The sequence below is a fragment of the Mesorhizobium sp. genome (assembly GCF_005063415.1).
GTDB lineage: Bacteria > Pseudomonadota > Alphaproteobacteria > Rhizobiales > Rhizobiaceae > Mesorhizobium.
On the sequence record NZ_SUEG01000009.1, the window covers coordinates 34,626 to 57,293 of the forward strand.

The window sequence follows — 22,668 nt, forward strand, 5'->3', positions numbered from 1 at the left end:
CCTCGAAACAAGCGTCGGCTGGAAGGACCATAGGATTGCATCGGAATGACCGGCCTTGACGGCCGGGAACGTGCCAAGAGGAAGCCGGCCATGACCAATTTCATCGCGCACGCAACGGAATATCTACCGCTTCTTCTTCACGGCGTTTGGCTGACCGTCATGATAACCCTTCTTGCGCTCTGTCTTGCGACGGCGCTCGGCCTTGTCTGGGCGCTATTGAGGACATCCGAGATACGCAGTCTCGCCGTGCCGACGCGGCTTCTTGTCGACTTCGTGCGCGGCATACCACTGCTGGTGGTTCTCTTTTATATCTACTTTGTCGCGCCCGAGATCGGCATCAACCTGACTGCGCTCCAGGCCGGTACGATCGGGCTCGGCCTGGCTCACTCCTGCTATCTCGGGGAAACCTTCCGCGCGGGCATCGAGGCGGTCGACAAAGGTCAGGTGGAAGCGGCAAAATCGATCGGGATGAAGCGTGCGTTGATGATGCGTCGCGTCGTGCTGCCGCAGGCGGTCAAGATTATCCTGCCGCCTTACGCCAACAACATGATCATGCTGCTGAAGGACTCCTCGCTTGTGTCGGTGATTTCGGTTCAGGAGTTGACCATGCAAGGTAAGATGCTCGCGTCGTCCACTTTCGACAACATGACAGTTTTTACTTTGGTGGCACTGCTTTACCTGTGCCTGACCGTTCCGCTGAACCTGTTTATGCGCAGAGTCGAGAGCTATCTTGGGGCGGCGGGATGATCACCTTCGACGACGTGCACAAGTCCTTCGGCGCCCATGAAGTCCTCAAGGGAATCAACGCCGAGATCGCCAAGGGACAGGTCGTATGTCTGATCGGGCCCTCGGGTTCCGGCAAATCGACGCTTCTACGATGCGTAAACGGGCTTGAGACCTATCAGCGCGGTCGCATCAGCATCGACGGCACCGTGGTGGATGCCGCCTCGCCCCAGGTTCACGCCATCTGCACCCGTGTTTCCATGGTTTTCCAACGCTTCAACCTGTTTCCGCACCGCACCGCCCTGGAAAACGTCATGGAAGGGCCGCTCTACGTGCTGAAGGAAAATAGGAACCAGGTCCGCGACCGGGCCATGGCATTGCTCAATCGCGTCGGCCTGGCCGACAAGACGAATGCCTATCCCGCATCATTGTCGGGCGGCCAGCAGCAGCGCGTGGCCATCGCCCGCGCCCTGGCGATGCGCCCACAGGCCATTCTTTTCGACGAGCCCACCTCCGCACTTGACCCCGAAACGGTCGGCGAGGTCCTGCAGGTCATGCGCGCGCTGGCAGACGAGAACATGACCATGCTCGTGGTTACGCACGAAATTCAGTTCGCGCGAGAGGTTTCCGATAGCGTCCTCTTTCTCGATGGCGGCCGGATCGTTGAGCAGGGCCCGGCCAAGGAGCTCCTTCGACATCCCAAACACGAACGCACTAGAGATTTTCTTCACCGGGTCATGCACCCTGTCTGACTCCTGATGTTGGTTTGTCGCCTAGCCTGGATTCGAGCCTGTCACTGCGTAGGGGACAGGCCGCCCAGCCCTGCGAGGACAGCGCTTAAAGTTCTGCGGTTCCAAGGGAATCTCGTCCATGCCGTCTCTTCGGCCGCACGAATTTGCGTGAGAACTGTTGGTTCAAGAGGAATTGAGATTGGCCAATCCTTCAAACCGGCGAGCCAGTCGGGGTTGTAGACTGTATCGGAATGACGATGCCCTTCATCTGGCATTATCACGACGGTGGAGGCTTCCGGATTTTGCCTGGCGAACCAGGTGCCTACCAAGGCTGCGGCGCCGCTGGTTGGCCCCATGAACAGCCCGTGATCGCGAAACAGCCCATGCGCCATAGCGTAAGCCGGCAATGCGCCCACCCAATGAATGTCGTCGATCATCTCATGACGAACATTGTCCGGCAAAACGCTGTTGCCGAGCCCGCGCAGCATGCGACGTCCGACAGGCTGGCCAAAGAGCATGCTCCTGTGGGTATCGACAGCAATTATCCTGAGATCAGGAAAGAGCTCACGAAGGAAGCCTCCGGTTCCACAGAGCGACCCCCCGGTGCCCACGCAGCCGACGAGGCAATCGATACGGCCGAATGATCGAACAACGAGATCGGCCAGACGCGCGTAGGCAAGGCGGTTTTCCGGACTGTCGTATTGTCGAGGCCAATACGTGGCCGGGCTATCTTGCAGGGTCTGCTGAAGATACTGGAGCCGACCGCGCTGATTGCCGTCTCCTTGAGGATCGTCGATGGCCATGACTTTGGCACCAAGTTGTTCCAGTCGCCGTCTGAGTTTCAGGTCGATGAGGCTGGAGGCCGTGACAAGTGTAAGCGCATAGCCACGAACCGCAGCCAGCATGGCGATGGCGAGGCCGAATGTGCCCGACGTCGTTTCGATGATGTGACCCTCCTGCCTGAGGCGCCCTGACGCTTCCGCCTGATCGACCATGAACCGGGCGGGGATCAGCTTCATGAGGGAAAAGCAGGCGGCGTTGAGGTTGGGTGCGAGTTGGGCAAATCGCGGCGTCTCATAGGCGCGTAAATAGTCTTGCGCCGCGCTCACTGGATCAGCCCCGTTTCGGCATTAAGGGCAAACGTATGGACGCCTTGGAGGCCTGCGCCGCTCACCTGCCTTGCGAGCTCAGCAGCGCGCATGGCCGCCCTGGGCGCAGCCGCATCCAGAAGGATGCCGATCAACGTGCCGCTGTGGGCCACCTGCACACCGCACGCGTCATGCGCCCGCGCTATATCCAAAACGGTATTGAAGGATGCCTTCGGCAGGTGCCTCTGACTGATACTGGCGCTGATGGTTGCGACACGTCCAAGCAGGCGGGGATCTTGTTGCCGAATCGATCGGCTCGCCAGTCCCCGCAGAACACGGAACAGCCCGATTTCCTCACCATCGTAACGTGCCCGTGGCATGCTTAGCGTATCGATCGGCCGGGCACTGCCGTCCCTGAAACCCACCAAGAGAAGGGGCGGGAATTCGCCACCGAAATGTTCGATCGTACGGCCTTCCCGGTGGGCGAAGAGGAGGGGTTGGTCGCCGTAGGCAATGGCGTCGCTTGCGCCTTCTGCGGCCACCGCCAGTCGCGCAATCGTTGACTGGCGCAGTGTGAGGCCCGCAGCAGCTGCCACCGCACGAATCGCAGCAATGACGTCTGCGGTCGAAGAACCATAGCCATGCCCTATCGTGATAGGACTTTCGATCGTAAGCTCTCCACCTCCTTCAACTACTCCGATATGCTCGAGCGTGAGGGCTGCCGCGCGAGCCGCTTTGGTCCGGTTTGCAGGCCGCGGTCGAATCCCATTTTGTTCATGCGGCCAGAAAGACGCTAGCGACTCTTGCGACGTGAGCGGCAGGGTTACGAGTCCGCGGCAAAGCCTTCCGTTTTCCCCTTCAAAGACGCCTTGGAGGAATTCCCCATGATGGGCGTGGGCTCGTCCCACTCCTACCGCCAGAGGCAGCCTGAGAGTCTCGTTGTTGATCTTGCTCGAATTTGGCCGATGGCCGGACCTCGGCATCCCCGTCTTTGTCATCACGTCATCTCCTCACCTGGAATTGACAGATGATGCGTATGACTGATCCATGCTGTCACTCGCCAGATCTTGGTAGTTTCACTGGCATGCGCATCATGCAAAGATACGGACAAGATCGGCCCCACAAATCGGGGCATCCAATACTTGACTAGACACAGCAGCACTCGCAGAGCGCGGTTGGCCATGCGGACAACCGTTCCGAACCCAGTGCGCCGTGGCACCGTGTCTTCATTATTGTTCTTGTAAGGAGAGTTGGACTGCTCACCGTGCGTCAATACTGAGATTTGGCGATAGCCCGCAGCGGCCAAAAGCGCTCAAACGCGTTTTGTCGTCAACTTGACTTTGGGCTGAGATGCGGAGCTCCATCCAACTCGCGACCCTCAATTATGCACTTGTGATCGCGGAGGAGGGCAGCTTTCTTCGCGCCTCGCAACGTACAGGGATCGATCACTCCGCGCTCAGCCGGCGCATACGCGATCTGGAATACGCGATGGGTACGAGGATATTCCATCGCCATGCTCGCGGCGTCGGCCCAACCCCGGCCGGCGAGCGCTTCCTGGAGCGTCTGCGCTCCGTGCTGCTCGAGCTCGACAACACGCTCACTCTGGCCAGGTGCGGCACCAAAGATGACCAACAAAAGCTTTCCATCGGCTCCAACGGGATCATCCTCGCCGGACGAGCCTTGGATGCGATCATCGAGTTCGGGCAATCTCATCCCAATGTGACCGTCAGCTTGACAGAGAGTCCTTACCCTTCGCCTGAGGCTGCTCTGGGTGCCACCCAGGTCGACGTGGTCGTGACCTCCTCCTCCCGGTTTACCGGCAGCGCGTTCGAATTGACGCTGTGGAAAGACACTCTGGCTGTCGTTCTTGCCTCAAATCATTCTCTCGCAAGCCGTTCCGTGATCGAGTGGCACGAATTGCACCACGAAACGTTGCTGGTGCGCAGGGGCGAAGCATTTCAGCTCGCCGACGCTGTTGGACGCGGTGTGCAGCTTCCTCCAATCGTCGAACATCACGTCAGTGCGGGCATCCTTTTGCGCCTTGTCGGAAACGCGCTTGGAGTCGCTCTGATTCACGACCGAGATGCCGACAGTGTTCCTCAGGATGCGGTCTGTCGTAAGCTGCGGATCGGGGGCAAACCGATCCAGATCTCCAGTTTAGCCCGTTGGCGCCCCGACAACGCCAATCCTGCCCTGCCGACCTTCATCTCTTTCCTGCGCGATCGGTATTCGTGCTGACAGTCGTCCGGCCGGCATGACCCGAACAGTCACCCGGTTTCAGAGTGCGTTGGGGTCTGGTGAACGAACGCTCTGTCTGTCGTCATGAAACGTGTCAGCATCGGTGCAGTCGGTTCGGCGCCAATCTCAACAAGGCGTCCGCGCTTTAAGGCCCCTTCCCTCAGCTCGCCTCGCACTGCCGGTCGCGGTTCTTCCTTGCAAAACTGGAACTGTACTCCATAATTGCAAGGATGATTAAACGCCGCATCAGCACAGAACTCACTGAGATGCTGGACAGCATGCCCGCTGTGGCGCTGCTCGGGCCGCGTCAGGTCGGCAAGACAACCCTGGCGCTCGAAATAGCTGAACGGCGTCCTTCGATCTATCTCGACCTCGAATCGGACGCCGACCGCGCCCGGCTTGCCGAGCCGGAGCTTTATCTGGCAGAGCATCAGGACAAGCTGGTTATCCTGGACGAGGTCCACCGGCTACCGAACCTGTTCCAGAACCTGCGCGGGTTGATCGACCGCGGTCGGCGTGGCGGTCGCAAAGTCGGCCGCTTCCTGCTCTTAGGTTCGGCGTCGATCGATCTTATGAGGCAGTCAGGCGAGACCCTTGCCGGCCGCATTGCCTATCTCGAAATGCATCCGATCGACGGTCTCGAGGTCGGCGCTGCCGAACTTGGGCCGCTATGGGTACGCGGCGGCTTCCCCGACAGCTTTCTGGCCGCGAGTGACCGCGCCAGCCAGCGATGGCGGCTGGATTTCATCCGCACCTATCTTGAACGCGATATCCCCCTCCTCGGTCCGCGCATCCCGGCCGAGACGCTGCGCCGCTTCTGGACTATGCTGGCGCACCGCCAAGCCGGCCTGCTTAACGCTGCCGAGTTCGCCCGCGCGCTCGGCGTCGACGCCAAGACAGTCGCGTCCTATCTCGACCTACTCGTCGATCTCCTGCTGGTTCGCCGGCTGGAACCCTGGCATGCCAATGTTGGCAAGCGCTTGATAAAATCCCCGCGCGTCTACGTTCGCGACAGCGGCATCACCCATGCGCTGCTTGGTCTCGCCACGCAGGAAGACGTGCTTGGGCACCCAGTGGCCGGCGCGTCCTGGGAAGGCTTTGTTATCGAGACCCTCACCGCGGCCGCCCCCGCCGGCACGCTGAGCAATTTCTACCGAACAGCTGCGGGCGCGGAGATCGACCTGCTGCTCACGTTGCCGGGCCAACGCGTCTGGGCCATCGAGGTCAAGCGTAGCCTGACGCCGAAGGTGGAAAAGGGTTTTCATCAGGCCTGCGAGGATCTTGCTCCGGTGCGGCGCATCGTCGTCTTTCCCGGATCGGAGCGTTTTCCGCTCCAGCACGGCGTTGAAGCGATGCCCCTGCAAGACTTAGGCCGGGCGCTGCTTGGCCAAACATGATTAGCTTTGGTATTCATCCCGTCAGGGCGGAGGCTCAAAAGGCCCCTCTCGTCCTAGGCTCGAGGCGGTGGTGAAGCTCGACGGTTCGTTTGTTTAGCCTCACGATGAGGCCACCTACACGTCTGTCAGCCCTGCTGTCTTGGTCTCAGTCTGGCCGGTTTCATAGGAATCTGACGCGACCTTGATCGCCAGCCGACAGCAATGCTGATCTTGAGCAGATGCGGGGTGGCTCTCAGTGCGGACAACCGTCAGGCCGAGCAGACAAGTATCAGGCAGATCGCTGCCTTTGATTACCTGAGTTCGTGTGGGAACGCATTCGGCCGAATGCCCTGTCCGTTGCCATGAATCGTGCCAGCATCGGCGCGATCAGCTTTGTCGGATCTGCGATTGTCTGGCCGCTTTCACGGCCCAGCACATCGGCATAAGCGACAAGGTCGCGATGAACGGCGGCAGGCAGTTCGACCGTGATCTTGACCGGACGGTCATCGGGAATGGCGGAGAGTCTCAGCTTGGTCATGATGGATCCTTTGGCGTGCCGTAAGGCAAAAGAACAAGGTCGCGATTGACAATCACGCGAACCGGGAAACCGGGCCGCACGGTGAGCGTCGGCTGGACATTGAGCTGATTGCGCACGAGCTGCTGGCCAATATCGGAGGCCGAATCCTGCGCGCTTTCGCGGATGGCCTTGGCGATTTCGCTTTCGTCGTCGCTGGACCCAAGTGATGTTCCAATGCCCAGCAATGTCGAGAGTGCCGCAGCCCGGAACATCTGGCCCCAATGACGATCGACCTCGTCCTCCAGCCCGGAAAATCCTTCAGCGTCTGCGCCCTGCTGTCGCTCCAGCACGATCGAGGTGCCGTCAGGCATGATCAGCCGGTTCCAGACCAGCAGCACGCGCGACTGGCCGAAGGCGACGTGGCTGTCGTACTGGCCGATCAGCCTCGCACCCTGCGGAATCAGGAGATGGGATCCTGTCGGGCTGTCGTAGACATTTTCGGTGACCTGAGCGGTGATCTCGCCAGGCAGGTCGGAGCGGATGCCGGTGATAAGGGCAGCTGGAATGACGGTGCCGGCTTGCACCACATAGGGCGAGGCCTTCTCGGCGAGCCGATTGGGACTGACGGTGCGAAGGTCTGGCTCGGCATTGACGAAGGCCAGCTTGCGATCCTGCATGTTTTGCGCGGCACCAGGATCGATCGGTGGCGGCCCGGGGGGCAGAGTCAGACCAGACTGGGTGTCCGGTTCAATGACACTGCTGCCAGCACCCTGTCGTGCGGGTCCAGCTCTCGTGATCGTGTCGGTGAAGAGCTTCGCCACGCGTGCGGCCTCGATCTCGGCCAGTCGACGCTGCTCCTCCGGATCGGCGCGCGGTCCACTGACGTTGGACGCCGCAATCGGCTGGCCGCGTTCCTGGGCACGCAAGATCGGCCGGCCCAAATCGCCAGGCAGCGCGGGGCCGAGTTGCGGAACACCGGCATAGTCCTTCGGCAGCTTCTGTAGCCCGTCGGCCGTTGAGCGGTTTTCTGTGGTGAAGAGCTCGGGCGGCTGTCCAATTCCGCGCCGTCTCGTGTCGAGTGCCCAAATCAACGTGCCGAGTATCGCAGCGCTGGCAACTCCACCAACGCCTATCAGCACCTTGCGCGACAATCGCGTGACCCTGGCCGGTTCGGGCCGCAGGCGCAGGTCCGCTCGAATGTCCTGGTTGGGTGCATTTGCAGGGTCGCTCATCGGAATAGCCTCGTGCTGGGCGAGGTTCGTTTGCCGTCCGTGCGCACGATGCGGACGCGCTTTTCGCTTGTCTTGTCGCCGAGCCTCAATTCAGCGGCGGCAAACAGCCGATCAACCACGTAATAGTTCTGGCGAGCACGGTAGTTGACCAGTTCCGAGCCGCCCGATGGGCCGATGACAAAGAGCGGCGGCATTTCGCCCTGCCCTATGCCTGACGGGAACTCGATGTAGACTTTTGCACCGTCGTCGAAGGCGCGAAGCGGCCGCCACGGTGCTGTGTCGCCTTCGATGCGATAGTGAAAATTCAGCTTCTGGATGTCGACGCCGGAGGCGACCGGCTGTGCGGCGGAAGCCTGCGCGTTCTGGCGCCGCAGCGCAATCAGCTGGTCCTTCGGATACTGCCAGGACACCGAGGCCATGTAGGTCTTTTCGGTCGAGCGCAGCTCGAGATGATAGGTGCGGCGGTCGCTGTTGATGACGAGATTGGTCTGCAGATCTGGCCGTGTTGGCTTCACAAGAATATGGACCTGCTGGCGCTCCCCTGCCCCGCTTTGCGTATCGCCGATGATCCAGCGCACCGTGTCGCCGGCGGCCACAGGCCCGGAGCCGACAAGCTGCTCGCCGGGCTGCAAGGCGATATCGGTGACCTGGCCGGGCGCGGCATAGATCTGGTAGAGCGCGCCCTCGCTCCAGGGATAGAGCTGGATGGCATTGACGAAACCGTCGCGAACCGGCTGCATCCTCGCTGCCTCGTTCGCCTGGCTGATCCGCTGCTTCGGATCGGTCGGCTCCGGCTTCACCTTCGTGACGTCGACCGGCTTCAACTGACCAGGCAGCGGAAGCGGTTTCGGCACTTCCACCACCTTGACCGGAGCAGGTGGGTCGAGCTTGCGCACGGCAGGCACCGCATCGTCATAGGCGATCTGCGGCGGAATGTATCTTTTCGAAGCACAGCCGGCGAGCGCCGTTGCCGACAGCAGTGCTAGGGCAAGCCTACGTGCCTTGGGCGCATTGCGCGCGGCTGGTCTCGCCGATCTTCTTGTTGGTGCTGCACGCATCATGAAAGTTCCTTCGACCAGCTGATGGCGTTGACATAGACGCCGAGCGGATTGGCTTTGAGCCGGTCGGCGTCGCGGGGTTGTTGAATCACGATGGTGAGGATTGCGGTCCAGCGCTCGGTGCCGGCCAGGTTGCCGTTCTCATAGCGGCGCTCGTGCCAGGCGACGCGGAAGGAATCGGGCGAAGCACGGATGACGCTGGAAACCTCGATCGCGATCTGGAGTTTGCCCACTTTGGCAAAAGGGTCATTCAAGCGAGCGTAATCATTGAGGGAAATGGCGCCTCTGTCCGTGGTGTAATCGTAGGCGCCCAGCCAATTTTGGCGGACGATGACCGGGTCGGCCGGAATACTTCTGACCTGTTCGATGAAGCGGGCCAGATGCCAGGCGATCTGGGGATCGGTCGGCCGATAGTCGGCAACGGCCGGGGCGACAAGCTGCGCCTCGCCAAACTTGTCGACCTGAACCACCCAAGGAACCACCGAGCCGCGTATCGATTGCCAGACCAATGCGGATGCAAAACCGCCGGCCAGGACGAGCGAGCCGAAGGCCATCAGCCGCCAGTTCTTCGCCTGGACGCGAGCCGAGCCGATGCGCTCGTCCCAAATCTGGGCTGCACGCTGATATGGCGTCTCGGGGTGAGGCGTTCTTGCGTAACGAACGAAGGGGCGTCTAAAGGGAGTCATCGGCGGTCGTCCTGATCGAGGGAAACATTCATCGAGCCGCCGCCATCATCACTCGAATGGACCGAATGGGCGGCGATGCTGGCGCCATGGCTCATGCCTTGGCTGCGCTTCATGCGTTTTGCCCATGCGGGCGGAGAGTCGGCACTGGCTTCGGTGGTCGGCCACTTGCCTGAGGAAGCCGTGCCCGACGAGTGCTCTCCACTCGTCGCAGTCCAAGCCGCAAAGCGGCCGGCCTCATAGCTGTCGGACAGCGCCGACGCAGCGCGCGACATGGCCTGCCTCACCGGTCGAACGGCAGCGCTGGCACTGGCCCTGGCGACACCCGCCATGCCGGCGGCGACCGAGCCTGCACCACCTCTTCCAGATGTCGTTGCGCCAAGCTCCCAGGCGGCCGAAGTGCTGCCGGCCAGGTGTGCGCCGCCGCGTGCGGCTGCTGCCGATACACGCCCACCGGCATTGAGCGCGCCTGCAGCACCGCCTATTGCAGCGTGGGCACCCATAGCACCGGCCACGCCAAGGCCGCCAGCGACGAGGCTCGTGCCAACAGCGGCACCTGCGCCCAGTTGCGGGGCACCAGAGACCAGCCCCGTCGCAATGCCGGGACCGAAAATCGACAGGCCCATCAGCGACAGAGCGCCCAGGACAAGCGACAGCGCATCTGTGATTGTGGGCTGCTCGGCGCCGAAGCCTTGGGTGAACTCGTCGAACAGGCCCGAGCCGATGCCGACGATGACGGCAAGGACCAGGATCTTCACGCCGGAGGCAACGATGTTGCCGAGCACTTTTTCGGCAAGGAAGGCGGTCCGGTTGAACAGCGCAAAGGGGAGCAGCACAAACCCGGCAAGCGTCGTCAGCTTGAATTCGACCAGCGTTACGAAGATCTGGACGGCCAGAAGAAAGAACGCAATCAGCACGATGGCCCAGGCGATCATCAGCACTACGATCTGGACGAAATTCTCGAAGAACGAGACGTAGCCCATCAGTTGGCTGGCAGCCTCGAGGATCGGATTGCCGGCATCGATGCCGACTTGCGCGACGCGGCCCGGCTGCAGCAATGCCGAGCCTGAAAGTGCCGAACCTCCAGCCTTCAGGCCGAGCCCGGAAAAGCTCTCGAAGACGATGCCGGCCAGACGATTGAAGTTGCCGATGATGAAGGCGAAGAACCCGATGTAGAGCGTCTTCTTCACCAGGCGATGCAGCACGTCCTCGTCTGCACCCCAAGCCCAGAAGAGGCCGGCAATCGTGATGTCGATGACGATCAGCGTGGAGGTCAGGAATGCCACCTCGCCGCCGAGCAGACCAAACCCGGAATCGATGTAGCGAGTGAAAGTCTCGAGGAAGCGGTCGATGACGCCGGTGTCGTTCATGGCACCACCGTTTCGGGATGATGCCGGTCGACAGGCGATGTTGGCGGCTGGAGCGGCAGCAGCCGACTCGGCTCCTTTTCGATCGTCGGAGCCGCGTTTGGCGCTACGGGACGAGATGGCCGCAGAAAGCGTCGGCGGCCTTCAGCCCAGGTTTTCCTGCAGGCGTCGTCATCAATCGCCGCCATGCCGATGTCCCGGCATCGGGCAAGTTCGACGCTTGCCGGCTCGCCGCCCGGATGTGCGGAGCGCGGGGAGGACGCGTCCTGCGAGCCGTCGCCGCGCAGCGCCATGAAGGCGGCGGTCATGGCGGCGCCAAGGGCAAGAACAGCTGTCATCCGGGCGGCGATCTTGAGATCCAATGCGGTCTTCGCCTCAGTCGTGGAACATTCTTACGGATGACGGGCTGTAGCTGCTGCCCGTCATGAAACGGCTGAACTGTTCCCGCGCCTGCTCCTGCGCGGCCGCCCTCCTCGCCTGCTCAAGGGCCTCGGCCCTTCCTTGTGCCGCCAGCAACGCGGTGAGATCGGCAACTTGCTTGGCCTGCACGGCGAGGAGCTGGTTGCCGGCCTGCGTCGCCTGCAGCACGCCGACAGCCGACTGGCTGGCGCTGACCAGCGCACCCGTCTGCTCTTGTGTCCCTGCGATGTTGTCGATCGCGACGGCGCCGGTTTTCAGCGAATGCTCGAAGGCAGACACCGAGGTCTGCCAGCGTTGATGCGCACCCTCGACAAGCTGCTGGCTGGAGAGATCCGAACCGAAATTCGTGTAAGTGGAGGCAAACTGGCCCTCGATATCCTGGACGCTATAGGCCAGCTTCTCGGCCTCGCCGAGTAAGCTCTTCATCTGGGAAAAATTACCCTCGATCTGGCCAAGTAGCGAGGTCGGCAGCGAAGTGAGATTCTTCGCCTGGTTGATCAGCATCTGCGCTTCGTTTTGCAGGGAGGTGATCTGGTTATGTATCTGCTCCAGGGCGCGCGATGCCGAAAGCAGGTTCTCGGCGTAGTTCCTGGGATCGAACACGATCAGCGCCGATGCTGGTGCCGATGACAGCGCCGTGGCGACCGCGATGGCGCCGGCTGCCGCCGTGCGACGGATACGGCTTTCTGCAAGAATGGAATTCATGACGAAATCTCCTTGGTGGACTGGTCGATCATGTTGGTGAGACCTGGGATGAGGTCGGCCGCCCAGGAGAGACCGCGCTCCGCTAGCCAGGCCTCGAGGAAATGGTCTCGGCCGGCCTCGGCGATTATCCGATCGATCGCGGCCTGGTCCGATTTGGACGATGTGGCGCAGAGCGCCAGCGCGACCGGACCGAGGCCCAGTTCGAACAGGCGATTGCCGCGGCGGCTTTGACAGTAGTAGTCGCGCTTCGGTATGGCCCGGGCGATGATCTCGATCTGGCGATCGTTGAGACCAAACCGTCGGTAGATCTCGGTGATCTGCGGCTCTACGGCGCGCTCGTTTGGCAAGAACAGCCGCGTCGGGCAGCTTTCGACTATTGCCGGCGCGATCTGCGATCCATCGATGTCGGAAAGCGACTGCGTGGCGAAGACCACGCTGGCGTTCTTCTTTCTCAATGTCTTCAACCATTCGCGCAGCTGGTCGGCGAAACCGCCATCGTCGAGCGCCAGCCAGCCCTCATCGATGAGCAGCAGTGTTGGCCGGCCATTCATCCTCTGCTCGATGCGGTGGAACAGATAGGCAAGCACCGCGGGAGCAGCACCTGTGCCGATCAGGCCCTCGGTTTCGAACGCCTGGACGGAGGCCTCGCCGAGACGCTCATGCTCGGCATCAAGCAGCCGGCCATAAGCACCGCCGATACAATAGGGACCAAGCGCCTGTTTCAGCGGCGAGGACTGCAGCAGCACGGACAGGCCAGTCAGCGTCCTCTCCTGGACTGGCGCAGAAGCCAGCGATGTCAGTGCCGACCACAGATGTTCCTTGACCTGCGGCGTGATGGCCACGCCCTCGCGCAGCAGAATGTCGATAAGCCAGTCGGCCGCCCAGGCCCGCTCTGGCGTATGATGGATGCGGGCAAGCGGCTGTAGCGACACTGTGTCAACGTCGTTCGACAGATCGGTCAAGGTGAGCAAGGGCAATGGATCGTCAGACCCCTGCCTGCTTGCGGTATTACTTCCGAGATTGTGCCAGTCACCATTCATGGCGAGCATGGCCGCGCGGATTGAGCCGCCGAAATCGAAGGCAAAGACCTGGCTATTTTTGTAACGCCGGAACTGAAGCGCGATCATCGCCAACAGGACCGACTTGCCGGCGCCCGTTGGGCCGACGACGAGGGTGTGGCCGACGTCTCCAACATGCAGGCTGAACCGGAACGGCGTGGCACCTTCCGTTCTGGCGAAGAACAGGGGCGCAGCGCCAAAGTGCTCGTCCTCGATCGGACCTGCCCAGACCGCGGACAGTGGAATCATGTGCGCGAGGTTGAGCGTCGAAAGCGGGGGCTGGCGAATATTGGCATAGACGTGGCCAGGGATGCCGCCCAACCAAGCTTCGACAGCGTTGACGCCTTCGGCGATGCAGGTGAAGTCCCTGCCCTGAACGACCTTTTCAACCAGACGCAGCTTTTCGTCGGCAATCGAGGGATCGGCATCCCAGACAGTCACGGTGGCGGTGACATAGGCTTCGCCGATCTGATCAGAGCCCAGATCCTGGAGCGCCGCGTCGGCGTCAGCCGCCTTGTTGGCGGCATCCGTATCGAAGAGGACGGACGCCTCGTTGGTCATCACTTCCTTGAGGATCGCGGCGACCGACTTCCGTTTCGCGAACCACTGACGGCGTATCTTCGTCACCAACTTGGTCGCGTCGGTCTTGTCGAGCATGATCGCCCGCGTCGACCAGCGGTAGGGGAAGGCAAGGCGATTAAGGTCGTCGAGAATCCCCGGGAAGGTCATCGTCGGAAACCCGGTGATGGTGAGTGTGCGCAAATGCGCATCGCCAAGCCTCGGCTCTAACCCGCCGGCCAACGGCTGATCGACAAGCAGGCTATCGAGATGCATCGGCGTTTCTGGCACGCGCACGCGATGCCGCCTGGTCGAAATGGTTGAGTGCAGGTAACTCAGCGTCTCTCCATCGTCGAGCCAGTCAGCTTCAGGAACGAAGCCCTCGACGAGGTTGAGCACGCGGTCGGTGCGATCGACAAAACTTTTCAGGAGCTCCCACGGATCGACACCGGTCTTTTCCCGGCCTTCGTAGAGCCAGCTCTCCATTCGCGACGCTTCCTCGGCCGGAGGCAGCCACACGAAGGTGAGGAAGTAGCTGCTTTCAAACAGCACACCGGAGTCTTCGAACTGTTCGCGACGCTCGATGTCGAGAAGTGCGGATGCGCAATCCGGGAGCTGGCTTTCGGGGTAGCCGCTGGCAGGATTGCGCTGCGCTTCGACAAAAATTGCCCAGCCGGAGCCGAGCCGGCGCAGCGCGCCGTTGAGCCGCGCGGTCGTGCCGACCAGCTCGGCCGGCGTCGCGGAGTCCAGATCCGGCCCGCGAAAACGCGCCGTTCTTTGAAAACTGCCATCCTTGTTGAGCACCACGCCCGGCGCCACCAGGGCGGCCCAAGGCAGATAATCGACGAGGCTGGCGCTCTTCTTTCGGTATTCCGCGAGGTTCATCATGGCGAAAACCTCAACATCCGAAATGCGTGGGATAGCGCAGGTGCCGGCGAACCACATCGACGAATTGCGCATCGCGCTTTGCCGCCCAGACGGCCACGAGATGTCCGACCGCCCAGATGACGAGCCCGGCGATCCACAAGCGAAGTCCCAATCCGACCGCGCCGGCCAGCGTGCCGTTGGCAATCGCGACTGCACGCGGCGCGCCGCCGAGCAGGATCGGTTCGGTGAGTGCGCGATGAACCGGCGCGAAAAAGCCACGGATCTCCTCCTCCATCAGATCAGCGCTCCGCCGCCGAAGGAGAAAAAGGACAGGAAGAACGAACTGGCCGCGAAAGCGATCGACAGCCCGAAGACGATCTGGATCAGCCGGCGAAATCCGCCCGACGTGTCGCCGAAAGCGAGCGACAAGCCGGTGACAATGATGATGATCACCGCCACGATCTTGGCGACTGGTCCCTCGATCGATTCGAGAATTTGCTGAAGGGGCTCCTCCCAGGGCATGGAGGAACCGGCAGCATGGGCGGGCGCAATCATCATGATCACGGCGGTCGCCGCATACGACAGCTCCATGGCAAGCTTACGGAAAGTCGATGAATTGAAGCGGATCCGGGTCATTCTGAAGCTCCACAGGGCGAGGGATGATTCACGGTCGTTGTGGTCTCGAAATTTACTTCCAGGGTGCGGTAGTCGCCGGAGGCCGGATCAAGCCCGTCGACCAAAGCGATCTCGACGAGCCGGCGCGCTGAGCCGCGGCCAGCGAGAACTGCGATGAGATCTATGGTTTCGCCAATCAGTGCGCGCGGAACCGTAACGACCGCCTCCTGCACGAGCTGCTCCAGACGCCGCAATGCGCCAATGGCAGAATTGGCGTGGATGGTGCCGATGCCGCCGGGGTGGCCGGTGCCCCAGGCCTTCAGCAAATCGAGTGCTTCGGCGCCCCGCACCTCGCCGATCGGGATGCGGTCGGGCCGAAGGCGTAACGACGACTTCACCAGATCGGAAAGCGAGGCGACACCGTCCTTGGTGCGCAGCGCTACAAGATTGGGCGCAGCACACTGCAGCTCGCGCGTATCCTCGATCAGCACGATGCGGTCGGCGGTTTTAGCGACCTCCGCCAGCAACGCATTCACGAGCGTGGTCTTGCCAGTCGATGTGCCGCCGGCCACCAGCACGTTCTTCCGTGTCTCGACGGCAAGCTGCAGTACGTCAGCCTGGCCTTCGGTCATGATGCCGGCAGCGACATAATCTTGAAGCGTGAACACCGCGACTGCCGGCTTGCGGATGGCGAATGTTGGTGCCGTGACGACAGGCGGCAACAGACCCTCGAACCGTTCGCCCGTCCCGGGCAGTTCAGCCGAAACGCGCGGCGAGCCCGAATGCACCTCCGCACCGACATGGTGCGCGACCAGCCTGACGATCCGTTCGCCGTCGGCCGCGATCAGGATTTCATTGCTTGCAACGAGTCCTTCGCTGAGACGATCAATCCAGAGGCGACCATCGGGATTAAGCATCACCTCGGCAATGGCCGGATCGTCAAGGAAGCCTGCAATGGCCGGGCCGAGAGCGGTGCGCAGCATGCGCGCGCCGCGCGACACCACTCCCTTGCTGGCATGATGGTTGGTCGCCATGCGGGTCCCCGTTTCTCGCCACGAACTGGTTCGTGGCGCGCTCGGGGATCATTAGAAAAGGCAGGAGCGCCGGCCTTGCAACAAGCAAAACCGGCGATCGTGGCATGACGTGCAGAGACTTGCGAAATGCGGTGCCGCGACCGCGATAGCTCAACAACCCGGTGCCCGACTGGCCATCACCGCTCCAGCAGAACAGCCGGCTATATCTAGGGGCGCTAGCGAAGTCAGATTAGGAAATCGTTGTTGGCATCGACGTTTCCAAGGATCGGCTCGACGTGCATGTCTTGCCGTGTGGCGAGACGTTCTCGGTGGAGAACGACCACGCCAGGGTGGAGGATCTGGTTCGGCGGCTGGCAACCCTTTCGCCGGCCATTGTCGGATTGGAGTCGACAGGCAGCTTCGAGAGACTGGCGGCCCCGCCTTGGCAGGCGCCGGCCCTGGCAATTGTCGCCATCCGGCGCGGGTGTAGGCGAGGCTAGCAGGTATGTTGAAGAGCCTAGAGAACTATGGTAGAAATTGCCAGAAAGGTAGATTTTTTGGAGTTTCTCGTGTCCCTGAACATCAAAAATCCGGCCACCGTTGCTCTCGCCGATGAACTCGCACGCCGCCAGGGTATCAGTAAGACAGCAGCCATCCATCAGGCCCTTAGCGAGCGCTTGCATCGCTTGGGCTTTGGAGAGACCGCTCAAGAGCGTCTGCTGGCAGAATTGCGCACCATCCGAGAAAGAGTGGCACGATTGCCTGAACTGGATAGTCGCAGCGACGAGGAGATCATCGGGTATGACGAGCATGGAATCCCTAACTGATGGTGATCGATACCTCAGCTGTTGTAGCGATCCTTCGGAGCGAGCCTGAGGCAGCAAGGCTGGAACGAGCGCTGGTCTCCGACCCAGTCCGACTGGTCCCGGCGACCTGCGTGCTCGAGGCACGCATGGTGCTGGTCAGCAGGCGCGGCGAACACGCGTTGGCCGAAATCGATCTTTGGCTGCGCAAAATCGGGGCCGACGTCATTCCTGTCGACTCCGAATTGGTTGATCTGGCGACCCAAGGTTGGCTGACCTACGGCAAGGGCCACCACCCGGCGGCGCTGAATTTTGCCGATTGCCTCTCCTATGCTTTGGCAAAGCGTGCCGACGAACCGCTGCTTTTCATCGGCAAAGACTTCTCCCAAACGGATATCGAACCGGCATGAGCACGAGACTCTAAGATCATCGGCTGCCTCCAGCTTGAACCCTGTAATAGCGCCCAATTCGTTTCTGTCGGCTGGGGCCTGCGTCAAGGGGTGTCATGCCAATTCGTCCCAAAGCAGAGAAAGCTGGCGTCTTTCGTCCCTCCGAATCTCGCGCTGCTGGGCCGCGTCTTCGATCGGTTGGAAGTTGAGGGCCAATCCAGCCGGCCAACATGTAGCTCAGTCATTCACGGCCGCGACGCTGGTCGCGCGAATAAATGATGAGCCTCGTCGAAAACGGCCCTTGGTAGGACCCGAAGCTCGCTTGCTTCGTAGGGGAGATGCTCGAGATACTGCATCGTCAGCCGGGCAACCACTTGCGCTTGGGCGAGGTCGCGACGACGCTTGATTGGCTCGCGATCAGCTCGTTTTGAGACCCAGAATTTGTGAGCGGCAAAAATGCGCGGATCGGGAACCACGAGCCGCAACGGTCCGCCTTTTTCATCGATGGCGATTGCTTCGAAAGCAGGGGCATTTTCCAACCATGCCAGGCCGGCGATCTCGGCGGCCACCAATTCGTCGTCGGCCTTCCCGACAGTTTCCCGGCTCGGCTTCCACGCCGGGTTTGCAAGCGGTTTGCTCAGATCCACGAGGTATCCGTCGCGGTTCACCGCGCGGAACGTGGCGGATGAACGCTCGAAAGACCGATCGACCTTGCGCAAAAGGTTGATGAGCGCTCCATCTTCGACGTTGGCGCCAGACATGATCCTGAGGGACTGGCGCGAGTCCATGAGGAGATCGATATCTTGCGTCGATGTGATTCCGGGATCCACGAACACTCCGGCCGCCGCCTCATAGGCGTAGATCGCATTCGTGCCTGCAATACGAATGCCTTCCCCGAGAAGACCGGCGTTATCGATTGCCCTGATAATTCTTGCGGCGATCAGGGGAACACGTCCAAGCCGGAGCGCGCGATTGACAGCAGATTGGCGCTCCATCTGCTCCTGTCGCGCAGAGAGCGTTTCTTGGGCCGACGCGCGAGCTGCTTCCCAATCCGCCTTGAGAGCTTCGCTCGTCGGCGAGCGCCGACCCTCTGCCTTTTGGTGTCGTACGCCCGCGGCGTCGTAGTAGCTTCGCATCAGGTGGTCGATGCTGTTCACGGTGTGCCAGACGAGGGATCCCCGAAAGCTCTTGGCCTTCCTTTGGGCCTCCTTGAGCGCAATGAAGCGTTGGTCGGAATTGACTTTTTCCCGACGCTGATCGTTATTTAATTCAACAAAATCAACCAATTCAACAGTTATCCTACGTTTAGCTCCGAGCTGTTGCAAGACACAATAGTCGGCCGATCGGCCGGTTGCAACAGCTCTCACGTGATTCCATTGCGACTGTTGAAGTAGCTGTATTAATTAAAAAATATGACGCGAAGCAGCTTTTCTACGGCAGCGCAGTCGAAGCAAAAGCGCCGCCGCGGCCTTCGCTGGTTCTATTCGATCCGCAGACCGGGGCCGGTGCAAACGGTCTGAGAAAGCTACCAATGCGGCGGAACAAATCATGATCATTTCTCATTGTGGTGATCATCAAGGGAGATTGAGCATGGGCGACCGGCACAACCCAAAAATCGAGGCATCGGCAAATGTCGAAAAGGACCCGGAAGATTGGGTCAGCGGAGATGACCCAATGACTCCCGCACAAGCCTCCTATTTGAAAACTCTGGCCGAACAGGCCGACGACCCTGACGCCTATGCTGAGGGCCTTGGCAAGGCGGAAGCTTCTAAACGCATTGATGCACTGCGGGAGAAGTTAGGCCTGTAGCGTCCGCTCGTGGGTTTTCGTCTCCAGCGAAGGACAGCCGATCGGGTCGGATTGGGACACTTTCTGAATTCAGCACGTTGCTGCTCGACTCGCGATCGAGACGACAAACGGCGGAGGGGAGTGGCTCATACGGGCAGCAGCCCGGCATCCGCCTAAGCTCGCCAAGACTCGCGCCCGCCGGTCCAATCCTGCTGTCGAAACAGATCAGGACGTCCCGATGAGGGCGATGGTCAGCAGAGACACAAAAAGGATAAGGGCGATTGCAGTGCCCCAGAAGAGAACTTTTTCGGTGCCGCGTTGCTCTTCCTCGCGAGATACGTCTTTCGCCATTGCATGCATCTTTGCGAAGGTCAACGACTTAGCAACGTGCCGCGCCAAGGCTGAGTTCCCGCAACTGTCTTGCCCCTTCGGCAATGAGAGAAAGCTCTCGGACTCAAGCTTGGTGTTGTCCAACCGTCGGTTGGTGGACGCATTGCAGCTGATACATCTAAAGTCCCTGTGATCCGCGCGCACAGGGCGTGCCCGACCCCGAGCCCCCGCCCGGTGCAACAGCGCTTGATCGGCCCCGCCGCGCCAAACTGTGCGGCGGGCTTTTTTACTCACGCGATGGAACACCGGCGCGCACGGAAAGTTCTGCCCCGGCAGCAAACTCTTTCCCTCATATTTTTGCTGCCAGATCGGATAGCTCCGATCGGCCCGCGTCGTTCTTTTCCTCCGGCGACGCGGGCTCGCCGTCCTCGCTGTCGGTTGAGTAGCCACAGAACAAACGAAAGCACGATGCTGATCAGAATCCCGGTGCCGATCGGAGCATAAAACGTGAAGTTCTCACGTTGGATCACGATGTCACCGGGCAATCTGCCTAGACCGACCAGCGACAGCCAGGGCCACAATAGGCCTATGGCAACTATGATCAAACCAACGACAATCAGAGTTCTGGACATAGCGGCATCCGGCCGGGAATATAGTGGGTGCCCATGGCTGGGCTCATTCTCATTGCTGTTTTGCTGTCGTTGCGTCTCAATTTCTTTTGGTTCTTTCTTGTCGATCTTCGCCGTCTCGTTGTCAGCATCGCCGACCACCGGGCCGAACTTGCGCTTGGCCTGCGTGTGAGGTGAGCCCCGGCAGAACAGGGCCGGGAATCGTCCCTTGACGCCGTTTGCGTTGAAGGCTGCGATGGTGGTCATTCGTCACCTCAAGCCGATCCGCTCGAATTGCAACTCCGCGGATGCCGTGACAAAGCTCCCTTTCCTCGGCTTGGAAGTGCTTAGCTGTCGTCCTTATAAGACTTGGCGGCTTCATCGATCTTACGCCAATCGTTTCCGTGCCGCCGCACAAGCTCTCGCGCCTGGGCTGGCGATACACTTTGCGTTTCGACGATGTGGTTCACTTCCGTCTCCTCGCCTTTCAGGGGACGCGAACGAGGGCTCGTTGGCCGTCTGGCCGCTGGGTTTTTTGCATCTCGTCTGGGCATGAATGGACCTCTCCTGGGGCAGAATAAACGGTCTGGCGCGGCGAAGGTTTCCACGCTAGCTCGTTGAGCAGTTTCACCGATCGCCTCATTGGCTTCCCCTTGCGGCTCTGACCATGCGTTCTGGTGTTCTTGGACCCAAATGAGCTGCACCGCGTTGTTTGCTAGCAGTGCTGTGCTTCGCAATCTGATGGAAAAATCCGACGCCCCTGCTGTACCGCAGACAGCTCCTGGTGCCGAAGCGCGCTTTCCGTACGATCGAGCGGCGGTTGAGCGGTTTCGACAGGCATTCCCGCGCGCCAGGTGGAGTGACGAGCGCAGAAGCTGGTTCGTGCCGGGAAAGACTGCCGCGCGGCGCATCCAGCGCTGGCTTGCGCAAGAGGCGGATCTACGAGTAGCCCATGATGACAGCAAGGGACGAGACGCCTTCGCCTTCGATCCCCTGTCGAGCCGGTATCTGGAAGTCGCGGACGACCTGCGCATCCGCACGCCATATTCGCGGACGGTTCTCGAAGAACTGCGAGCCGTTCCATGGGCGAGCTGGGACGACGAACTGCGGGCCTGGAGGGTGCCTTTCCGCTCCTACGAGGAGTTGAGGCGCCACTGGCCGAGCATCGAAAGGGCCGCACGCCGCGCAGAACCGGAGGAGAGGAAACGGCGACGGGAAGCGTCCAAAGACTCGGAGGAATATAAAACCGCCAGATTGCGGTATGCCGAACGCACGCGACGTCGCTATCCACTGCCCCCTGACCATTTACCCCGGCTTGGCCGTGCCGTGGCAACGGAGCAATACGGCATCGTGGTCTTCACCGAGATTTCGGGTGAACTCGTCGACGCCTCGGAGTTAGCAGCGTTTTATCCGCATTTGATCGAGGCGAACGTCGACCATGTCTGGGGCAGATGGCGTCCGGCGACGTTGGCTGAATTGATTAGAACATGGCCCGCTCGGCCTACTGCCGGGTTAACGGAACGGCAGCGAGGCTGGTGGCAACCAACGCTGCCCGAGCTCAGGATCGCTCGCCAAAAAGCTCGAAGCCTGGTGCGAAGAAGGGCAAGGCTTGTGTCATCGTTCTAGCCTTTCAGGCTCGCCGCTTCCAGCGTCTGTCCGGTTGCCCCTGGTATTGAAATGTCACCCCGATCGCCGCCGCTCCGCTAACACGTGGCTGGGCGGGCGCGCCAAAGTCATCGCTGCATGTCAAACCATTTCTCCAGAATTTGACGCACACAGGCCGATCCGAGGCCAACTGGGAGTGCATACCCCAGCATGGAATTGTGCGTAACCGTACGAAGTCGATTGCAAGCAACCAACCTGGTTGGCCGGGCATTAATTTAGCAAAGCGTGAATTAGGAAAGCATCGGGAGGAAGACCATGCTGCACGTTAACATGCCTCGCGAATTTCAGGTAGGCGATGAGGTTGCGCTAGCAGGTACCGTCATCACGATTCTCCCCAGCGGGCGCGCCAGGGTGAGCATTCCTTCGTATGACCATCCTTATACGATTGATCCGCCACCCAAAGTCCGGGCCGGCGACGGAGTGGTTCTTGTTGGGGACGTTACCCGCATCGATCGCGGGGCGAACAAACTCTCTGTGCGGATTGACTGCGGCGGGGTGATCACGGTCGACAAGTCGGCAATCACTCGGCTGAGAAAGCACCGCCGGACTTCAGCGGGTTGACGCTCCGGCGATACAACGGCCGGTGTCGGCGTAGGCAAGATACAAGCGCCTTTGAACAGCCCAAGGGTGCGGCGCGGTCCAGCCGGCTATAGAGCGGACGAACGGATCAATGGGAGCTCGATGGCTAGGGCACGCGTCCAGCGTAGTGCGTACTTGGCGTCTTCGGATTACTGATGGATATGGATCAAGTCAGATCTGGGCCTATCGCAACCGCGCTTCACCTGCCGTCCAGCGTTCGCATTCGCGATCGTCGCTCTCGGCAACAGGCGGCGCGC

The 22,668-nt window shown here is 60.9% G+C and carries 26 protein-coding genes; 9 read left to right on the forward strand and 17 right to left on the reverse strand.

What is annotated here, in order from left to right:
* Window positions 1–90 precede the first annotated feature (90 nt).
* The gene (locus E5W70_RS04745; protein WP_292654561.1) at window positions 91–747 is read left to right on the forward strand and encodes an amino acid ABC transporter permease; all 657 of its coding nucleotides are present in this window, start codon (window positions 91–93) and stop codon (window positions 745–747) included.
* Complete coding sequence (locus E5W70_RS04750) at window positions 744–1,475, forward strand: amino acid ABC transporter ATP-binding protein (protein WP_292654564.1); 732 nt, start codon at window positions 744–746, stop codon at window positions 1,473–1,475. Before E5W70_RS04745 ends, E5W70_RS04750 begins: the two co-directional genes overlap by 4 nt.
* A gap of 41 nt (window positions 1,476–1,516) precedes the next feature.
* Here E5W70_RS04750 and E5W70_RS04755 read toward each other — a convergent pair whose 3' ends face one another.
* On the reverse strand, window positions 1,517–2,563 hold the full coding sequence (locus E5W70_RS04755; protein ID WP_292654567.1) for a PLP-dependent cysteine synthase family protein: 1,047 nt from the start codon (window positions 2,561–2,563) through the stop codon (window positions 1,517–1,519).
* The gene (locus E5W70_RS04760; RefSeq protein ID WP_292654570.1) at window positions 2,560–3,540 is read right to left on the reverse strand and encodes a kinase; all 981 of its coding nucleotides are present in this window, start codon (window positions 3,538–3,540) and stop codon (window positions 2,560–2,562) included. Before E5W70_RS04760 ends, E5W70_RS04755 begins: the two co-directional genes overlap by 4 nt.
* A gap of 352 nt (window positions 3,541–3,892) precedes the next feature.
* On the opposite strand from E5W70_RS04760, the gene E5W70_RS04765 reads away from it, so the two are divergent.
* Together E5W70_RS04765 and E5W70_RS04770 are read left to right on the forward strand one after the other, a co-directional pair.
* Window positions 3,893–4,780, forward strand: a complete 888-nt coding sequence (locus E5W70_RS04765; protein WP_292654573.1) for a LysR family transcriptional regulator — start codon at window positions 3,893–3,895, stop codon at window positions 4,778–4,780.
* Between the two features lie 230 nt (window positions 4,781–5,010).
* On the forward strand, window positions 5,011–6,177 hold the full coding sequence (locus E5W70_RS04770; protein ID WP_292654575.1) for an ATP-binding protein: 1,167 nt from the start codon (window positions 5,011–5,013) through the stop codon (window positions 6,175–6,177).
* Between the two features lie 268 nt (window positions 6,178–6,445).
* Here E5W70_RS04770 and E5W70_RS04775 read toward each other — a convergent pair whose 3' ends face one another.
* From E5W70_RS04775 to trbB, 11 genes are read right to left on the reverse strand one after another with little or no spacing between them, the layout of a single operon-like run.
* A complete protein-coding gene (locus E5W70_RS04775) occupies window positions 6,446–6,694 on the reverse strand; it encodes a DUF2274 domain-containing protein (RefSeq protein WP_292654579.1) in 249 nt (82 codons plus the stop codon).
* Window positions 6,691–7,905, reverse strand: a complete 1,215-nt coding sequence (locus E5W70_RS04780) for a TrbI/VirB10 family protein (protein WP_292654581.1) — start codon at window positions 7,903–7,905, stop codon at window positions 6,691–6,693. Before E5W70_RS04780 ends, E5W70_RS04775 begins: the two co-directional genes overlap by 4 nt.
* Window positions 7,902–8,963: a P-type conjugative transfer protein TrbG gene (gene trbG / locus E5W70_RS04785; protein WP_292654655.1), complete on the reverse strand. Its 1,062-nt coding sequence runs from the start codon at window positions 8,961–8,963 to the stop codon at window positions 7,902–7,904. Before trbG ends, E5W70_RS04780 begins: the two co-directional genes overlap by 4 nt.
* Window positions 8,963–9,649, reverse strand: coding sequence for a conjugal transfer protein TrbF (trbF, locus tag E5W70_RS04790; RefSeq protein WP_292654584.1), 687 nt, complete (start codon window positions 9,647–9,649; stop codon window positions 8,963–8,965). Before trbF ends, trbG begins: the two co-directional genes overlap by 1 nt.
* Window positions 9,646–11,016, reverse strand: a complete 1,371-nt coding sequence (gene trbL, locus E5W70_RS04795) for a P-type conjugative transfer protein TrbL (RefSeq protein WP_292654586.1) — start codon at window positions 11,014–11,016, stop codon at window positions 9,646–9,648. Before trbL ends, trbF begins: the two co-directional genes overlap by 4 nt.
* The gene (gene trbK-alt / locus E5W70_RS04800) at window positions 11,013–11,375 is read right to left on the reverse strand and encodes a putative entry exclusion protein TrbK-alt (protein ID WP_292654588.1); all 363 of its coding nucleotides are present in this window, start codon (window positions 11,373–11,375) and stop codon (window positions 11,013–11,015) included. The genes trbL and trbK-alt overlap by 4 nt, the downstream gene beginning before the upstream one ends.
* 13 nt (window positions 11,376–11,388) lie before the next feature.
* Window positions 11,389–12,138, reverse strand: a complete 750-nt coding sequence (trbJ, locus tag E5W70_RS04805; RefSeq protein WP_292654591.1) for a P-type conjugative transfer protein TrbJ — start codon at window positions 12,136–12,138, stop codon at window positions 11,389–11,391.
* Window positions 12,135–14,642, reverse strand: a complete 2,508-nt coding sequence (gene trbE / locus E5W70_RS04810; protein ID WP_292654594.1) for a conjugal transfer protein TrbE — start codon at window positions 14,640–14,642, stop codon at window positions 12,135–12,137. The genes trbJ and trbE overlap by 4 nt, the downstream gene beginning before the upstream one ends.
* Window positions 14,643–14,652: 10 nt before the next feature.
* On the reverse strand, window positions 14,653–14,916 hold the full coding sequence (locus E5W70_RS04815; RefSeq protein ID WP_292654597.1) for a VirB3 family type IV secretion system protein: 264 nt from the start codon (window positions 14,914–14,916) through the stop codon (window positions 14,653–14,655).
* On the reverse strand, window positions 14,916–15,212 hold the full coding sequence (locus E5W70_RS04820) for a TrbC/VirB2 family protein (protein ID WP_292654658.1): 297 nt from the start codon (window positions 15,210–15,212) through the stop codon (window positions 14,916–14,918). Before E5W70_RS04820 ends, E5W70_RS04815 begins: the two co-directional genes overlap by 1 nt.
* Before the next feature lie 41 nt (window positions 15,213–15,253).
* Window positions 15,254–16,270 carry a P-type conjugative transfer ATPase TrbB gene (gene trbB / locus E5W70_RS04825; RefSeq protein WP_292654600.1) on the reverse strand — a complete coding sequence of 339 codons (1,017 nt, stop codon included), beginning with the start codon at window positions 16,268–16,270 and terminating at the stop codon, window positions 15,254–15,256.
* Between the two features lie 548 nt (window positions 16,271–16,818).
* Between trbB and E5W70_RS04830 the strand changes: the two genes are divergently transcribed.
* A complete protein-coding gene (locus E5W70_RS04830) occupies window positions 16,819–17,076 on the forward strand; it encodes a type II toxin-antitoxin system VapB family antitoxin (protein WP_366509663.1) in 258 nt (85 codons plus the stop codon).
* Window positions 17,076–17,462, forward strand: coding sequence for a type II toxin-antitoxin system VapC family toxin (locus E5W70_RS04835; protein WP_292654606.1), 387 nt, complete (start codon window positions 17,076–17,078; stop codon window positions 17,460–17,462). The genes E5W70_RS04830 and E5W70_RS04835 overlap by 1 nt, the downstream gene beginning before the upstream one ends.
* Before the next feature lie 224 nt (window positions 17,463–17,686).
* Here the strand turns inward: E5W70_RS04835 and E5W70_RS04840 are convergent, their stop codons facing one another.
* Complete coding sequence (locus E5W70_RS04840; RefSeq protein WP_292654608.1) at window positions 17,687–18,727, reverse strand: nucleotidyltransferase domain-containing protein; 1,041 nt, start codon at window positions 18,725–18,727, stop codon at window positions 17,687–17,689.
* Between the two features lie 304 nt (window positions 18,728–19,031).
* Between E5W70_RS04840 and E5W70_RS04845 the strand changes: the two genes are divergently transcribed.
* Window positions 19,032–19,250: a DUF3072 domain-containing protein gene (locus tag E5W70_RS04845; RefSeq protein WP_292654660.1), complete on the forward strand. Its 219-nt coding sequence runs from the start codon at window positions 19,032–19,034 to the stop codon at window positions 19,248–19,250.
* 204 nt (window positions 19,251–19,454) lie between these two features.
* On the opposite strand, the gene E5W70_RS04850 is transcribed toward E5W70_RS04845, so the two are convergent.
* The 3 genes from E5W70_RS04850 to E5W70_RS04860 all read right to left on the reverse strand — a co-directional run bounded on the left by E5W70_RS04850 (window position 19,455) and on the right by E5W70_RS04860 (window position 20,637).
* Entirely contained in the window at window positions 19,455–19,628 is a 174-nt protein-coding gene (locus E5W70_RS04850) for a hypothetical protein (RefSeq protein WP_292654611.1), read from the reverse strand.
* 221 nt (window positions 19,629–19,849) lie between these two features.
* A complete protein-coding gene (locus E5W70_RS04855; protein ID WP_292654613.1) occupies window positions 19,850–20,434 on the reverse strand; it encodes a DUF2905 domain-containing protein in 585 nt (194 codons plus the stop codon).
* Window positions 20,435–20,514: 80 nt separating this feature from the next.
* Window positions 20,515–20,637 (reverse strand): hypothetical protein, encoded by a 123-nt coding sequence (locus E5W70_RS04860; RefSeq protein ID WP_292654615.1) that lies wholly within the window; start codon window positions 20,635–20,637, stop codon window positions 20,515–20,517.
* 271 nt (window positions 20,638–20,908) lie between these two features.
* Here E5W70_RS04860 and E5W70_RS04865 point away from each other — a divergent pair, with 271 nt between their 5' ends.
* Window positions 20,909–21,793 (forward strand): hypothetical protein, encoded by an 885-nt coding sequence (locus E5W70_RS04865; protein ID WP_292654617.1) that lies wholly within the window; start codon window positions 20,909–20,911, stop codon window positions 21,791–21,793.
* A gap of 294 nt (window positions 21,794–22,087) precedes the next feature.
* Entirely contained in the window at window positions 22,088–22,393 is a 306-nt protein-coding gene (locus E5W70_RS04870) for a hypothetical protein (RefSeq protein ID WP_292654620.1), read from the forward strand.
* The last annotated feature ends 275 nt before the right edge of the window (window positions 22,394–22,668 follow it).

Bases quoted from the DNA above. Each gene is read 5' to 3' on its own strand.
- E5W70_RS04770 (WP_292654575.1), top strand. From the start codon at position 5,011: ATGATTAAACGCCGCATCAGCACAGAACTCACTGAGATGCTGGACAGC.
- E5W70_RS04815 (WP_292654597.1), bottom strand. From the start codon at position 14,916: ATGGAGGAGGAGATCCGTGGCTTTTTCGCGCCGGTTCATCGCGCACTC.
- E5W70_RS04750 (WP_292654564.1), top strand. From the start codon at position 744: ATGATCACCTTCGACGACGTGCACAAGTCCTTCGGCGCCCATGAAGTC.
- E5W70_RS04870 (WP_292654620.1), top strand. From the start codon at position 22,088: ATGCTGCACGTTAACATGCCTCGCGAATTTCAGGTAGGCGATGAGGTT.
- E5W70_RS04855 (WP_292654613.1), bottom strand. From the start codon at position 20,434: ATGACCACCATCGCAGCCTTCAACGCAAACGGCGTCAAGGGACGATTC.
- trbF (WP_292654584.1), bottom strand. From the start codon at position 9,649: ATGACTCCCTTTAGACGCCCCTTCGTTCGTTACGCAAGAACGCCTCAC.
- E5W70_RS04765 (WP_292654573.1), top strand. From the start codon at position 3,893: ATGCGGAGCTCCATCCAACTCGCGACCCTCAATTATGCACTTGTGATC.
- trbB (WP_292654600.1), bottom strand. From the start codon at position 16,270: ATGGCGACCAACCATCATGCCAGCAAGGGAGTGGTGTCGCGCGGCGCG.
- trbJ (WP_292654591.1), bottom strand. From the start codon at position 12,138: ATGAATTCCATTCTTGCAGAAAGCCGTATCCGTCGCACGGCGGCAGCC.
- E5W70_RS04780 (WP_292654581.1), bottom strand. From the start codon at position 7,905: ATGAGCGACCCTGCAAATGCACCCAACCAGGACATTCGAGCGGACCTG.
- E5W70_RS04775 (WP_292654579.1), bottom strand. From the start codon at position 6,694: ATGACCAAGCTGAGACTCTCCGCCATTCCCGATGACCGTCCGGTCAAG.
- E5W70_RS04865 (WP_292654617.1), top strand. From the start codon at position 20,909: ATGGAAAAATCCGACGCCCCTGCTGTACCGCAGACAGCTCCTGGTGCC.
- trbG (WP_292654655.1), bottom strand. From the start codon at position 8,963: ATGCGTGCAGCACCAACAAGAAGATCGGCGAGACCAGCCGCGCGCAAT.
- trbL (WP_292654586.1), bottom strand. From the start codon at position 11,016: ATGAACGACACCGGCGTCATCGACCGCTTCCTCGAGACTTTCACTCGC.
- E5W70_RS04845 (WP_292654660.1), top strand. From the start codon at position 19,032: ATGGGCGACCGGCACAACCCAAAAATCGAGGCATCGGCAAATGTCGAA.
- E5W70_RS04760 (WP_292654570.1), bottom strand. From the start codon at position 3,540: ATGACAAAGACGGGGATGCCGAGGTCCGGCCATCGGCCAAATTCGAGC.
- E5W70_RS04835 (WP_292654606.1), top strand. From the start codon at position 17,076: ATGGTGATCGATACCTCAGCTGTTGTAGCGATCCTTCGGAGCGAGCCT.
- E5W70_RS04820 (WP_292654658.1), bottom strand. From the start codon at position 15,212: ATGGAGCTGTCGTATGCGGCGACCGCCGTGATCATGATGATTGCGCCC.
- E5W70_RS04745 (WP_292654561.1), top strand. From the start codon at position 91: ATGACCAATTTCATCGCGCACGCAACGGAATATCTACCGCTTCTTCTT.
- trbE (WP_292654594.1), bottom strand. From the start codon at position 14,642: ATGATGAACCTCGCGGAATACCGAAAGAAGAGCGCCAGCCTCGTCGAT.